This is a genomic window from Persicimonas caeni, assembly GCF_006517175.1.
Taxonomy (GTDB): Bacteria; Myxococcota_A; Bradymonadia; order Bradymonadales; family Bradymonadaceae; genus Persicimonas; species Persicimonas caeni.
The window spans coordinates 4280873-4294793 of the sequence record NZ_CP041186.1 but is presented as its reverse complement, the minus strand read 5'-3'; the positions used below and the strand labels follow the sequence as shown (position 1 = coordinate 4294793).

Below are 13921 nucleotides of genomic sequence, written 5' to 3'. Positions count from 1 at the left end.
GTGCCCAAAGTCACGTTGACGATTCCGAGCTACGCCTCATCGGCCCCCCAACAGGGCCAGGATGTACAGAAATTCGGATGAGCCCGTAGGCTAGCACATTGGGAGGGTGCAGGCGAGGCGGGTGTGGAGGGATGGCTCGTGGAAGGCCCTCTTCGACTCCATCAATCGTCGAGCTGGTTTGCGCCGAGCAACAGGTCGCACAGCCAGCGCGCGCCTTCGTGGGGCGTGCCTTCGCGCACGGCGACCTCGAACGTCACGGTTGGAAATCCAAGCATGGGGATACCCACGAACCCGTCGGGCAAGTTGACGAAGTCGTTCATGATCGTGACGCCGAGCCGGTGGCCGACAAACGCGATGGCCAACTCGTAGCCCAGCGCTTCCACCGCGTTGTGCCAGGTGACACCGGACAGAACGCGCTCGGTCTTGACGCGGTTGGGATGGCCCTCGGGCGGCACGATCAACGACTCGCCTTCGAGGTCGGCGGCGACGACTTCGCTATGGCCGGCGAGCCTGTGATCGGCGGGGACGACTAGCATCTGATCGACGTCGAGCCAGGGGTGACACTCCAAGCCGTGCCGGTTCCCCTCGAAGACCCCCACCGCTACGTGGGCGCGCGCCTGGCGAACGGCCTCGGCGGCCTCGTGGCCGCGCATCGTCAACAAGCGCAGGGGAAAGGGGCCCTTGCGCGCTCTGGGAATCACCGGCTCGATCAGATGCAAGAACGCCCCGGCGCCGGAGGCCAGCGCGACGGTGCCCCGTCGCTTCGATGCGTCGAGCCGGGCGATGACGTCCTCGGTCAAAGAGCCGACCTCGCGCGCATGCGCCGCGACGATGCGACCCTCCTCGGTCAGCGTCAGCTCTCGACCATTGCGCACGTATAGCGGCACGTCGAGCTCCTCGGACAGCTTGCTCACCTTCTGGTGGAGCGCGGGTTGAGAGATGAAGAGTTCTTCGGCGGCGCGCGTGAAATTCCGGTGCCGGGCGAAAACCGCAAAGGCCATGAGCGCATCGTAATTCATACAGCCACTATAACCACTACTTATAGACACTAACAACATTCTAGTTCTGCCAAATAGCTCAGCGGGCACAATGGGAGCTGTAGATTGGATGAACCCATGACCTGGAGGTCACCATGAGATTCTATCTGATGCTCGTTCTATTCGCTGCAGCTCTCGTCGCGACCGGCTGCGATCTCAATCGCCACACCGGCGAACACGGACAGATCGTGTTCGAATACTACTCGCTCGAGGACCACACGAACTTCAACAAGCCGATCATCGAGGGAGGGCGAGTCGAGCTCTTTCTGTACGAGGTCGGCGACGAGGCCCCGCTCGACGTCATCGCCGCGACGTCGCTGGCCCCCGACACCGCCGTGGTCGACGGTCACGTGGCGAACCTCGTGGTCGTCCACGGCCTCGCCCCGGGCCGCGCACGATTCGAGGTTCGCGCCGTCGACGAGGACGGGGAGGTCCACGTCGACACCCTGGCCATGCGGGTTGACCGGGCGCGCACCATCCGCATGTACGGAGACGACGCGTCGGTCTTCAATGGCGCCTCGGACTCGTCCGATACTCATATCGCGATGGCAAAGCTCGCCGCGGAGACCCACCTGATGGATGAAGAGGACTGGGAGGATGACGAGGATGACGAGGATGAGGATGATGCGGTCCAGCGGCTGACCTTCGAGACCGGCGACCGCGTCGAAATCCCCTGGACCCGCTACTCGGCGACCGGCGAGCCGTTGATCGGCTACGGCGCCTACCCCATCGCCATCGACCCGCCGAACGCCGCAAAGCTCCACGACCGCCTCACCGACGACGATGCGTTCACGCTCTTTATGCCCGAGGAGCCGCAGACCTTCGAGGTCGTGCCCGCGGCCGGATACGAAGGCGACCGTCTGGTCATCGAAGTCGTCGAAGAGGACATCGTCGAGGAGACCGCGGAGCATATCGACAGGCTCGGCACGAAACTGGCCCAGCGGCTCGGCATGAGGGCGCCCCGGGAGCTTCGGCTCGACAACCAGTCACCGCACGAGCGCTCGACATCGACTCTCGCGCCGCTCATTGAGCCGGCCGCCGACGCTCATCTGAACGGCCTGCTACATCTGTTGGCGCTCTGGCTCATCACCGGGCTTCTAGGCGCCCTCGCCGTCTGGCGAAAGTTTGCCCGTGCCGATGCAGGCTTCCGGCAATAGGTGCAGGCTTCCGAACTCCTCGATGACCTGCAGCGGGCAGCGTGCGTTGTTGATGGCCGCCTCGATCTTCTGGCGGTGCGGCGCGCGCCGTCCTCGCCGACGACGATCCCCTCTTTCGCTTCAGACATCTTCGCTCCTCGCCCTGTAGATTTAGCCTCGAGCCGAAGACCTTGCAGGCAATCAGCGCCCGCTATTTAAGCAGTTATCATTGAAGGGCGGACGATTCGAAACGTTTGCGCGGTACGATGCGGTTGGGCAACAGCCACGTAGCTCGCCTGCAACTCGTGCGCCTCGCGCAAACGCCTCTACTCGTCCGCCCTTCAATGATAGTTCTACGTCAATAGCAGGCCAGATCATCTTCAACCCAAACGAGCGCGGTCGTCGCAATCTCCCCTGCACCTTCGCGCATTACGACCGCGCTCGTTCTTCCCACCTGTCTCCCTCCACCCAGATCGACCGCGGTCGTCGGCCGAGCAACCTCACCCGCGCCGCCGACGACCGCGGTCGCCCACGCCGCCGGTCCACCCCCAGCCCAATCGACCACGCTCGTTTCTCCTCGACGGTCCACCTTCGCCGCCCACGACCGCGCTCGTGCTCCCTCGACGGTCCACCTTCGCCGCCAACGACCGCGCTCGTCCCCGTCCACGGTTGTCCCTCGCACGTAACGACCGTGGTCGTCGAGCGCGAGGGTCCACCCTCGAGACGACACGACCGCGGTCGTTCGCACTGAGGGTGCCCCCCTGGAAGAAACGACCGCGGTCGCTCGCACTGAGGGTGCATTAAAAATCGCGACGACCGCGCTCGATCCGGCCGATGGTTGGGTCCCGAGCGACACGACCGCGGTCGTTCGTAGAGTGAATCACTAAGTTGCGCTCACCCGCACGCCTCCCGCCCGCTCACCTGTAGAACGCCTCGGCCATGCGCGTCTCCGGCCGCTGCATCGCCGCAAAGAACGCCTCGGGGGCGACGAAATCGAAGTAGACCTGCATCTGGTCGAGAAACGGCGGCAACACGCGAGCCAGGTCGGCGGCGACCAGGCCGTGGGCGGCGAGTTGTTGGGCGATGAGCATGGGGAGTTCGTCTTCGTCGAATACCTGCTGATTGGTCAGGTAGGCCGCGATGACTTCACCGAGTTCGTAGGCGAGTTCGTAGAGTTGCTCGGGTCGCGGCTGCCGACTGTCGGCGATGGCCGGAAACAACGACTCGAGGAGCACGAAGCTCGCGCAACTCGTCGCCAGGTGGACGACGTCGAAGCCCACCGGCACCTCGAGGCCGCTGAAGAAGCGATGGCGCATCGCCCGGCGAAGTTCGGCGTCCTCGGCGGCCTCGAGGCGACCGGCCTCGATATCAGTGCCCTCTTCGAAGCCCTGCGCACCCTGCAGCCCTTTTTCGAGCATGCCGCGCATCAGGGGGCTGTGGGCGGGGTCGCGGCGCGTGTGCTCGGCCAGACTCGCAAACTCGGCGGCCAGCGTGTCGTCTTCGGCCAGCGCATGCCACTGGGCGGTGTGCTCGGCCAAGCTCGCCACCCGCTCGACGGTGTCGTCGGCCTCGGCGAGTCTGGCGAGCGCGGCGTCGAACCACGCTTCGTCGGGCGAGCCGACCACGTTCGGAGGCGCCTCCACGTCGGCCTCGATGAGCTCGGTGATGTCCACAAACCAATACTGGCACTGCGGCCGGCTCAGAAGCTGGCGGGTACGTTCCAAGGAGACCTGCTCGCGCGCCTCGGGCGGCCGCCGAACCGCGGCGTCATCGGCAGGCAAGCGCCGCACTCGCCAGGCCAACTCGGAGAACTCGTCGGGGAGCGTCCCCTGCGCCTCGGCACGCTCCAGCCGCTCGTGGCACAGGGCCGCGGCCACCTCGACGGGCACCTCGAGGAGTTCGGAGGCGGCCTGGGCGCGCATCGCCTCTTGGATGCCCGCAAGCTCGTCGCGCCCCTCGAAGTCCGCGGCAAAACCATCGCGCAACTCGCCGGTGGTGCGAAACAACAAGTTGATCACCGTCAGCGACCCGTCGGAGCGTTTGCGAGCCAAGAAGATGGGGAAGGCGCCGCTGCCGTCGCAGGAGCCGAACAGCCCCACGCCCTCGATATGACGGCCGCCGTCGAGTGCGCTGGTGCGCAGCTCGAGCGCCTGGCGGCGCAGGGTGCGCTCGACCTCGTCACTCTCGGCCCACGCGGCCGCGTCTTCGAGGAGTTCGGCGTCGGCGACCACGGCGTCTTCGACCACCGCCGCGCCCAATATCGGCCACAACGGCTCGTAGGCCGGCTCGGCGAGCACCGCGCGGTAGACGAGGCCGGCGTCGAGCCCGAGCTCGTGTCGTTGCTCTTCGACCACGCCAAACAGCGCGTCGCGTTGCTCCGCCCCACTGGCAAGCAGCATGTCGGCGACTTGCATGAACAGCTCGGGCGCCTCCTCGGCGTAGCCCAAAAGGGTCGCCATGCTGTCGGCAAGCATGCCGGCCACTTCGCCCTCGCCGACCAGGCCGACCAGCTCATCCATGTCGACGCGCTCGTCTCCCGAAAGCGCCGCGAACGCAAACCGGCGAAGCGCCTCGTCGGCGTCGGGGTCGGCGACAACCTTCTGCAGCCGCTCGAGCTGGTCGCCGAGGCCCAGATCGCCGAAGATCGCCATGACCCAGGCGCGCTCGCCACGTCCGATGTCGCCGCGCTCGGCGCGGTCGACCAGGGCGGCGAGGAGTTCGTCGGCGTCCGCCTGGCCGATGCGATAGGCCAACTCGGCCTCGTCGACCGGCGGCTCTTCGAACAGCTCGTCGACCACCTCGCGCCCCGAGCGCGTCGGCTCGTCCTCACGCTCCCAACCTTCTGACGCCATCGCATCGCTCGGCCCCGAATAATCACACACGCCCATGCGCGGTGAGTTGACCACCGGAAGCAGCCACGAGGTGCCGCACTCGTGCGTGCGGGCATGCTCTTGGCACAAAAAGCCCTCGGCCTCCCATTGACACTCCGTACAAACCCACGCGGCGGGTTTTCCGCAGACCGTACATTCGAAGACCGGCGCCTCATTTCGCGCCAACACTATGATCCGGCGCACGGACTCCGGCGATTCGACGGCGAGGTCGGCCGGCCACGGCGCAGCGCCGTACGAACGGCCCTCCAGATGGGTCGTGGAGCCGAAATCGTAGGCGTACGCAAACTCGGCGCCGTCGTCGAGCACCCGCACGATCGGCACGTCCGCCGAGCGTACCGGCGGGCCAAACCCCAGGCTGTCGCCGCCGCCGCATGGGTCGTAGCGCACCCCGTCGATTTCGAACTCGCTCAAGTGTCCGCAGCACTCCAGCCAGACGTTGCGCAACAGGTTGTCGAGGCCCTCCAAGGTGGCATCACGCGCAGCTACCAGTTGCAACCAGTAGTCCGAGTTGTACGGGTCGGTGACCTTCAGGTGCACGCCGGACTTTTTGGCGTCCGCGTGCTTTGCGAGACAACTCTGCAGGTGGCGGGTCATCCCGCGCTCGGAGTAGCTCTTTCCACAAATGCGGCAGGTTGCGTCAGACATGGGGCTCCTGGTGGTGGGTTCGGGGTAGACAGCGAATCGCCGATCATCACCCTATCCGCTTAGGCAATTAGTAGCATTGAAGGGCGGACGAAGGGTCAGCGGCTTGCCCTTGGTGGTGATGGCGACCATCCCCTGGCCGGACAGCTTCATGTTGAACAAGCCCCCGGAGGTGATCCCCGCCCCGCCGGTCATCTCGATGTCCCAGTCGATCCCGCTCTCCATGGCCAACAGGTCGTTGCCGTTGACACTCATCGACTGGCCGGCCAAGTCGAACACCGCGATCTTCTTTTTGCGGTCGGCCAAGTAGACCCTGCCTCGGCCCTCCATCTTCATGAGCACCGCCCCCTCACCGGTGACCTGCTTTTTGAGGAACTTCTTCATCCCGCCGTCGAAGCTGCTCTGGCGCTCGAAGCGCACCTCGCCGTTGTAGTCGACCATCGTGCCGACCTTCGCCCACACGTGCCCGTCGACGTTGACCTCCAGAATCTCGGACGTCTCCAACACAAACCGGTCGGTCGACCCCTGCTGCTGAGCGTTCGCCCTCAAAAACTCATCGATAGATTGGCGAGCCATAGCTTTTCACCTCGAAAATGAGGAACCCCAACAAGTCGTGATATGGCGCGACCATAACGCAGTGACGGTGTTTGTTCCAGCCCCTGCCGCTTCCAGACCGGCGTGACCGCTCTCTGGCAGCCGGCGAGCCACGACTTCTCGTGGCGCACATGGTCCATGACCAACAGCCGGCCGCCGGGGCGCACCACGCGGTGCAGCTCGGCGAGCACCGCGGCGAGGTCGCGCACCGAGCACAACACGAACGTGCTGGCAGCCGTACCGGCGATTCCGTCCTCCAGCGGGAGCGACTCGCCGAACGCGTCGACACGCTCTTCGTGCCACTCGCCGTCGGCGGTACGCTCGGCGAAGTTCAGGTTGCGCCGCTCGTCGTCGACATACACCACGCTGGGGCGGTCCTCCTCGTCGAGCGACAGGTCGACCAACCAATCGAACGCCGACGCCGTGGCGATCACGTCGACGACCCACTGCCTGCCGTCCCAGCGCGCGTACTTGACGGCGAAGTGTCGTGATCGTCGGCCTTCTGGAAGTAGGCGACGTGCGGACACCCGGTGCTGTCGAGCGCGAGGCGCGCCGCGTCGGTATCGCCGTCTTCGCGGGTGAGCTGGATATGCTCGGGCAACACGCCCCCCAATGGGCCAGCGCGGGCCCACTGTCGGTGCCTGCCGCGTCAACGCTCGCGCTTCTTTTTGCTGTCGCCCCACAGGGCGAAGTGGAGCATGTGTGGTGAAACTCGCCGACGATGACAAAACAGTGGGCGTCGGGGGCGAACGGCTCGGGCCCTTTTCTCCTGAGCGATTAGCTCGACGCGAAGACCTGCTTGTCGGTATCGCTCGATGCGCCGCCTCGTCTCTGCACTTGCTGGGCTTTGTCGGGGAACGTGGTTCCCTAGTTGTGGCGTACCCGTCGGGGAATGCACTTCCCATACGATGCCCTTACAATGGCCCTTCATGTCGTCTGACGAGCCCGTCATTTGTCCTGCCGAATCTCCATCGACCACCCACCGACATCACTGGTTTCTACAGCTTGCAGTCCAAGGTCAGCGGGCGGCACTTCATAATCCGGGCCTTCTCAGCCTCCGTTAGTTGCCTCGAATTCTGTACGTCGCCAAAGGCGAGCTCGTAGGCGATATCGGCGGAGATGGGATCCATGCCGTGGATCAGGTAGACCTTCTTTCCCTTGCTACGCACCTGCGAGTAGATTTCGAAGCAGCGGTGCATGTCGATGGATTCGTCGTAGACTTCGCAATCGGCGCTGCGCCGGCGGAAGTTCAACATACTCTGAGCGGCGTTTTGAGCGTCGAGCTCCGTCTCTTTTTCGGCGACGAAGTAGTAGGCGATGACGAATCCCTCGTCGACGACGGCGAACATATCATTGGGGCTGCGACCTCCACCCAGCGCGCCGCCGATTTTGGAGGGCACGCCAAGCCGGGCATTCGAGCAGCGGTGGACTTCGACGGGAAAGGGAAGCGACGCTTTCCTATCATCGGACACGGGAACCCGAGTAAACCCTTCTCCGTGGCACTTGATGAAGGCATTGGGCGGCGAAAAGCGGCGCCCCAGCGCTTCGACGTTGCTGTAGGCATGATCGCCCCAGATGCCGAGGTCCATGCTGCCATTGATGAAACCGCTCTTGCGGCGCTCTTTCTTCTCCCCCGTGTACGGCTCGACGACACGAGGTTCGTCGTCACCCGAGGGGAGGCAGCAGCCAAGGGCTGCCAAGACGAATCCGGCGATCGCGACCCAGGTGAGTGTCTGTTCCAGTCTGCTCGGGTTTCTGCTCATGTCTCCTCCCAAAATAGGTATGTGTACGTGTTCGAGCCTTGCTTACCCGAACAAGATACTGCGCCGGCGCCTAAGGCAGGTCGCCGCCGTCGGGGGTGACTTCGCAATGTGGAAAATATGGGTCGAGTTTCCCACAAACTGTCGAGGGCGACAAGGGAACAAGCGCCGGCTCGGGCGCAACGACCCGGGTTGGTGCGGGAGTGGGAGGAAGTACAAGCGTTGCCATATGAGCGAGATGCAGCAAAAGACCCGGCTGCGGTAGTCGGGCACGTCCTCGACCGGCCCCTCGAACAGGGGAAACGGGATGCCGAGAGATGTCGTCGAGCCTGGCGGCGAGCTTGTCGACGAGCGCCGCACGAGCCTGCGCATCACTGCGCTCGTCGGTGTCCAGGGCGACGAACTCCCGGTCGAGAAGGTGGTCGAGCAGCTTGGCTGCGATAGTCTCTTTGCGCGGTTGATTCATGGTCTGTCCGGGCGGTCCCCGCCTCGCTCCTCAGTTGCTTTGCTCGATCGTGTCGCATTCCAGTGACAGGGAACCAGGTTCCTCGACGAAGCCCACAGGTGCTGCAACATAACCCGCAGGATGGTAAACGTTGACTTATCGAGGGAGCAACAGACCGCAGACCGAATCGGACGTTTTATGCACACGCATCCTTCCCAAAACCTGCCGGCGCTCCTTTGGCGGCTGCTCGGCGTCTGCCTGACCCGGCGCTGGTTCTGGGTCGTCGTGCTCCTCGGGCTCGTTGGCAGCGCTGTGTTCGTCATGTGCCAGACGCCGGCGTCGTTGAAGGTGGGGACCTTCAACATCCAAAACTACCCGAAGTCCGAGCGCCAGCCCGCCAACGCCCTCGAGCTCATCGACTCGCTCGAGCTCGACGCGCTCGGCGTGCAAGAAATCACGCGCCCACACCACTTCGAGAAAGCCGTCCATGTGCACCTGGGACCGCAATGGACGGTGCTCTTCGCCGACCAAGACGTGCGCCATCGAGTCGGGCTCATCTTCGACGACGACGTCTTCGAGCTCCTCGAGACACACACCCACGGCGAGACGGCGGTGACGCGCGGCGCGCGAGCAACCTTCGAGGTCCGACTGCGCACCGAGACCACCTTGGCGAAGCGAACGCTGCGCATCTTCGTCGTCCACCTGAAGGCCGGCGGCGACGGCGGCGAGATTCGGCGCGACCAGCTTCGACGCCTGCGCCCGATCCTCAAAGACGCGGTCGCCTCGGGCGACGAGGTCGTCGTGCTGGGCGACTTCAACACCACCGGCGAGTCGGACCGCCGCGAGGTCGCGGCGTTGGCCGACGCCGCCCAGCTTGACTGGACCTCCGAGGAGCTGCTGTGCACCTCGTACTGGAGTCGCCCCTCCGACTGTCCCACCACCCCTCTCGACCACATCCTCGCCACCAGCCCCGCCCACTCAGTCGACGCTGCTGGGGCGTGCGAGACCGTCGGTTGTGAGGCGGAGGGAGCCTGCCCGGTCTACGTGAAGCGGGTCTCTGATCACTGTCCGGTCACCGCAGAGTTTTGAGGTCTTTGCACGGTGGTGTAGCGAGGCGGTCGAGCCATCCAGAAGACTCATCGACACCCACGCCGCCCAATCCAAAGAGGTAAACCATGACGAAATTCGATGACAAACAGGCAGCACGCGAATGGGTGTGGGAGCGGCTCCGCGAAGAAGGCCAGGCGCGGTTTCCCTTTCCCGTCACCGGGCGCATTCCCAACTTCGCCGGCGCCGAGCAGGCCGCCGAGCGCCTCCTCGATCACCCCATCTTCGCCGGCGTCGAGCGCATCAAGTGCAACCCCGACTCGCCCCAGAAGCCACTTCGTCGCATGGCCCTCGAGCGCGGCATCACCGTCTTTGTGCCCACCCCGCGCCTGAAGGGTGGATTCCTGCGCTTCGATCCCCACAAGATTCCCGCCGACAAGTTCCGCGAGGCGTCCGCCTTGAGCAAATGGGACCGGTGGAAAGAAGAGGTCGACCTCGACCAGATGCCCCAGCTCGACCTTATCGTGACCGGGTGTGTGGCCGTCACCGAAGACGGACGGCGCGCCGGCAAGGGCGAGGGGTATAGCGACCTCGAGTTCGGCATCCTCGAGGAACTCGGCCACGAGCGCGTGCCGGTGGTGACCACCGTCCACGAAACCCAGATCGTCGGCGGCTTTCCCATCGACGCCCACGACATCGGCCTCCACGCCATTGCAACCCCCGAGCGCATCATCACACCCGACGAGCCCCCGCAGCCTGCCGGCGGCATCGATTGGGAGCAACTCGACGACGAAGACCTGGCCAAGATGCCGGTCCTACGTCGCCTGAAGGCGATGGCCGAGCCGTGAACGCCCGTTCGAGCACTACCCACCGACGTAAGAGGACGACGTTCCCCGACGAGCCGGAAGGCGGTGGGTGTTTTGCAACTGCCCTCATCCCGACCAGATCGGCCGGACTGGATGTACACAGTTATCGAGGCACAGCGCTTCCTCCTTTGCACCTGTGAAGCACTACGCTAGGTTTGGCCCACGACTCCACGACCATCGGGGGCATCACCCAATGGACCACTACAACGCCGTTGCCGACAAGCTCACCGAGCGCTACGAAAGCGTGAACTTCGAGAAGGTCTACGAGAAGATCTTGAAGCACTTTCCCAAGCACCACGTTCAGGTGCTCGACGTGGTAAGAGCGGCCCTGCTCGTTGCCATCCTGCTCGGCGGATGCGTGAGCGACATGTCCAGCCAGGGCAATGGCGAGTTCCATGAAGTTAACAAACGAGCCAGGTATGGCTTCCCTTGCGAAACAGACCCGGCCGAGCCGCACGGCGAATGCAACCCGCTCGATCAAGACTGCCCAGAAGGCGAGATTTGCTACTCGGTGGCCGAGCCAGGGACCGGCAAGGCCATCTATGGCTGCATTTCGGCAAGCACCCCGCTTGCCTGCGCCGAGCTGGACAAATGGAGTCGCGAAGGCACATGCCGCCAGATTTGCGAGCTGTCGACCGGTCGCGGGTGCGACCCTGATGGCCCCACGCCTTATTGTCGCGCCGTCAGAGGAGCCAAAGACGAATACGGCTTCGGCTATTGCTACGGCTCGTGTGAGCCATGAGCCTCTCCGGGTGAACCAGGCCGCGACGCGTTGCTCGCATCACTCAACTGCTTCCCATCACTCGCCCAGCCTCGTGAAACGCTGCGAGGATAGTCGCTCCTAGCTCATAATCTAGCGGCGATTTGAGCCGCTTAACCTCCCACTCTGAGACCGGACAACTTACAAGCAGCGCGGAGGACATATGCAGCAGATCACGTTTCTTCAGGTCGACGACCTGACACGCACCGACGAGTTCTACGGCAATCATCTGGGCCTCGAGATAGTGCTCGACCAGGGCGCGTGCCACATTTATCGCGTCGGCGAAGATGCCTTTCTGGGATTTTGCGACCACAAGGACGGACCGGCACCCGACGGCATCATCGTGACGCTGGTGCGCGACGACGTCGACGCCTTCTGCGCGCAGCTCGAAGAGGCCGGCGTGGAAATCGAATCGGGACCCAAAGCCAACGAGCGCTTCCAGATCTACCAGGCCTTCGTCCGCGATCCGGACGGCTACCTCATCGAGATCCAACGCTTCGACGACCCGCGCTGGCCACAAACATGAACCGACGTCGCCTTTGCCTCAAGCTCCGAGCGCGCTCTCCCAGCCCCCTCATCGTCCGAACAACGCGCCCGCCAGAAATCCGACCAAGGCCACCACGATCACCACCTGCGCCGAGAGCGGACCAGCCTCGTCAAAACGGAACCTCATCATAGCTCCCCTCCGGAAACCGCTGCACTTTGGCGGGCTTGGACACCTCTTGCGCGAACGTCGCGTCTCCCTGCACCGTGTCGGTGATGAGCTACTCGTAGAGCCCGGGGGTACGAGCTTGGGCGCCATTGAGCCCCCTTGTGGCCTCGAGAGCCTGTACGAAAATAAATGCCCGAGCGAGGGCGAGCTGATTTTGAGGCCATTTTTGTTCGTAAAACGTAGGCTTAGCAGCGCTAAGTCGAGGCTTTGCGGGCAAAAATGGACCAAAACTCAGCCGTCATTCGCGACCAAATTAATTTTCATACAGGCCCTAAGCAGATGTCGGCAGAAATGGGTTGCCGCGCCAGGGTACAGGGTGAGAAGGTAGCGACAAGCCCTTTTCGAGCCACGGAGTCCCACGATGCGCCACCTCGTCTCTGCACTTGCCGCCCTCCTCGCCGTCTCGTCCCTCACCCTGGCGACGACCGCCAGCGCCCAAGATGACACGTCCGACGACGAGGTCGTCTGCTCGTACGACGCGTACAACTGCGGGGATTTCAGTTCGTGCGCGCAGGTGATGCAGGTATTTCGGGCATGCGAGGGCGACGTGCATAAGCTCGATCGCGACAAGGATGGGGTGCCGTGTGAGTCGTTGTGTGATTGAGCTCGCGCTGAGGCTAACCCTCGAAGTGCGGCCTTCCGCCTGCCGATGAGGTGCAAATGAGTGAATATAGATACTACGAATTTCGCACGATCGACCGGCCGTTGAGCGACGAGCAGATGCGCGAGCTTCGTGGCATCTCAACACGCGCCGAGATCACCCAAACGAGCTTTATCAATGAGTACAACTGGGGAGACTTGAAGGCACGCCCCGAGCGACTCGTCGAGGATTATTTCGACGCGTACCTGCATATCACCAACTACGGCCTGCGCGAGGTCATGTTGCGTGTGCCGCTGGGCGCACTCGATCTCCATATGGCCGCTGAATACCAGACGGACGAGTGCCTCAGCATCTGGTCGACCGAAACCCATCATGTCGTGAAGTTTGCGCCCTATCTCGAAGATCTCGGCTACGAGGACTGGTGGGAAGATCAGCGCCTACTGTCGTCTATCACCCCGCTGCGCGACGAACTCGCCCGCGGTGACCTTCGGGCGTTGTACCTGGGCTGGTTATTCGCCGCCGTGTACGGCTGGCTCGAGCCAGACGAGCCGGAGCCGCCGCTCCCGGCGGGCCTCGACAGGCTCACCGGGCCGTTGTCGGCTTTGGCTCAATTTATCTGCTTGGATGAAGACCACTTGCTAGCCGCCGCCGAAGCAAGCCCCGAGCCGGCCCCCGAACCCTCGAACGACGAGCTGCGCAGCTGGCTCGGCAACAAAACCGAAGCGCAAAAAATCGACTGGCTGATGAAAGTCGTGCGCGGGGAGGACCACACACTCGGTGCCTACTTGCGCCGTGAATTCGCCACCGAGCACGACCGGCTCTTGGCCGGCCGCGTTGCTGAGACCGGAAGCCCTCGCACCGCTGGGGCGTTGTACGAGCGCGCCGAACAACTCTACCAGGAGCGTCGCGCCCGAGAGCAAGAGAAGAAACGCCGTGAAGAAGAGCGCAAACGTCAAGAACAACAGCGAAATCGCGACGCCTATCTCGACCAGATCGAAGGTCAAGACGAGGGGCTGTGGGCCGAGGTCGAGCAACTCGTCGAGTCTTATAAGCCGCGAGACTACGACGCGGCCGTCGAGATTCTGCTCGACCTACACGACCTGGCAGAGCGCAAAGATAACTCTGCCGCCTTCGAGCGTCGGCTCGCCGACTTCAAGGAACGCTATGGGCGGCGCCGTAGATTGATGGAACGGCTTGAGAAGAAGGATCTGTGACACGAATTCACCAAAGGCAATGCCAATGAATGCATCCGCGTCCGCCAACATCTTTGCCGACTCGCCCCTCGCCCAGCTTCGCCGCCACGGCCTGGTTCACGTGGGGATCCGCCGAAACGATGGCGACGAGACGCTTTTGGTGGGAGTTCCCAGCGAAGTGTGCGCGAAGTTGCGTGCCTCCTAGGCATATTGTGTAATTGGCCACAGAGATAGCCA

Annotated in this window: 15 protein-coding genes; 10 read left to right on the top strand and 5 right to left on the bottom strand. The window is 63.7% G+C overall.

All coding sequences use genetic code 11. The features are described 5' to 3' along the window. Positions 1-161: 161 nt before the first annotated feature. Entirely contained in the window at positions 162-1001 is an 840-nt protein-coding gene (locus FIV42_RS15830; RefSeq protein ID WP_168210690.1) for a LysR family transcriptional regulator, read from the bottom strand. 131 nt (positions 1002-1132) lie between these two features. Here FIV42_RS15830 and FIV42_RS15825 point away from each other — a divergent pair, with 131 nt between their 5' ends. Continuing rightward, positions 1133-2194, top strand: a complete 1062-nt coding sequence (locus tag FIV42_RS15825; protein ID WP_141198633.1) for a hypothetical protein — start codon at positions 1133-1135, stop codon at positions 2192-2194. Positions 2195-3090: 896 nt separating this feature from the next. On the opposite strand, the gene FIV42_RS15820 is transcribed toward FIV42_RS15825, so the two are convergent. The 4 genes from FIV42_RS15820 to FIV42_RS15805 all read right to left on the bottom strand — a co-directional run bounded on the left by FIV42_RS15820 (position 3091) and on the right by FIV42_RS15805 (position 8063). Next, entirely contained in the window at positions 3091-5709 is a 2619-nt protein-coding gene (locus tag FIV42_RS15820; protein ID WP_141198632.1) for a plasmid pRiA4b ORF-3 family protein, read from the bottom strand. A 51-nt stretch (positions 5710-5760) separates the two neighbouring features. Beyond that, a complete protein-coding gene (locus tag FIV42_RS15815) occupies positions 5761-6282 on the bottom strand; it encodes an AIM24 family protein (protein ID WP_141198631.1) in 522 nt (173 codons plus the stop codon). Continuing rightward, complete coding sequence (locus FIV42_RS30170) at positions 6252-6827, bottom strand: class I SAM-dependent methyltransferase (RefSeq protein WP_168210689.1); 576 nt, start codon at positions 6825-6827, stop codon at positions 6252-6254. The genes FIV42_RS15815 and FIV42_RS30170 overlap by 31 nt, the downstream gene beginning before the upstream one ends. Positions 6828-7298: 471 nt before the next feature. Continuing rightward, entirely contained in the window at positions 7299-8063 is a 765-nt protein-coding gene (locus FIV42_RS15805) for a hypothetical protein (protein WP_187027603.1), read from the bottom strand. Between FIV42_RS15805 and FIV42_RS31440 the strand changes: the two genes are divergently transcribed. From FIV42_RS31440 to FIV42_RS30165, 9 genes are all read left to right on the top strand, one after another. Beyond that, the gene (locus tag FIV42_RS31440; RefSeq protein ID WP_390618434.1) at positions 8062-8325 is read left to right on the top strand and encodes an SEC-C metal-binding domain-containing protein; all 264 of its coding nucleotides are present in this window, start codon (positions 8062-8064) and stop codon (positions 8323-8325) included. The two genes, FIV42_RS15805 and FIV42_RS31440, sit on opposite strands and share 2 nt — an antisense overlap. Before the next feature lie 42 nt (positions 8326-8367). Continuing rightward, positions 8368-8592 carry a hypothetical protein gene (locus FIV42_RS15795; protein ID WP_141198627.1) on the top strand — a complete coding sequence of 75 codons (225 nt, stop codon included), beginning with the start codon at positions 8368-8370 and terminating at the stop codon, positions 8590-8592. A 111-nt stretch (positions 8593-8703) separates the two neighbouring features. Next, positions 8704-9594, top strand: coding sequence for an endonuclease/exonuclease/phosphatase family protein (locus FIV42_RS15790; protein ID WP_168210688.1), 891 nt, complete (start codon positions 8704-8706; stop codon positions 9592-9594). 86 nt (positions 9595-9680) lie between these two features. Next, entirely contained in the window at positions 9681-10400 is a 720-nt protein-coding gene (locus tag FIV42_RS15785) for a 5-formyltetrahydrofolate cyclo-ligase (protein ID WP_141198625.1), read from the top strand. A gap of 211 nt (positions 10401-10611) precedes the next feature. Continuing rightward, a complete protein-coding gene (locus tag FIV42_RS15780) occupies positions 10612-11160 on the top strand; it encodes a hypothetical protein (protein ID WP_141198624.1) in 549 nt (182 codons plus the stop codon). A 181-nt stretch (positions 11161-11341) separates the two neighbouring features. Then, entirely contained in the window at positions 11342-11704 is a 363-nt protein-coding gene (locus FIV42_RS15775; RefSeq protein WP_141198623.1) for a VOC family protein, read from the top strand. Positions 11705-12251: 547 nt separating this feature from the next. Further along, positions 12252-12494, top strand: coding sequence for an excalibur calcium-binding domain-containing protein (locus tag FIV42_RS15770; RefSeq protein ID WP_141198622.1), 243 nt, complete (start codon positions 12252-12254; stop codon positions 12492-12494). 56 nt (positions 12495-12550) lie between these two features. Beyond that, a complete protein-coding gene (locus FIV42_RS15765; RefSeq protein WP_141198621.1) occupies positions 12551-13705 on the top strand; it encodes a hypothetical protein in 1155 nt (384 codons plus the stop codon). Positions 13706-13730: 25 nt separating this feature from the next. Continuing rightward, entirely contained in the window at positions 13731-13889 is a 159-nt protein-coding gene (locus FIV42_RS30165) for a hypothetical protein (RefSeq protein ID WP_168210687.1), read from the top strand. Positions 13890-13921 lie beyond the last annotated feature (32 nt).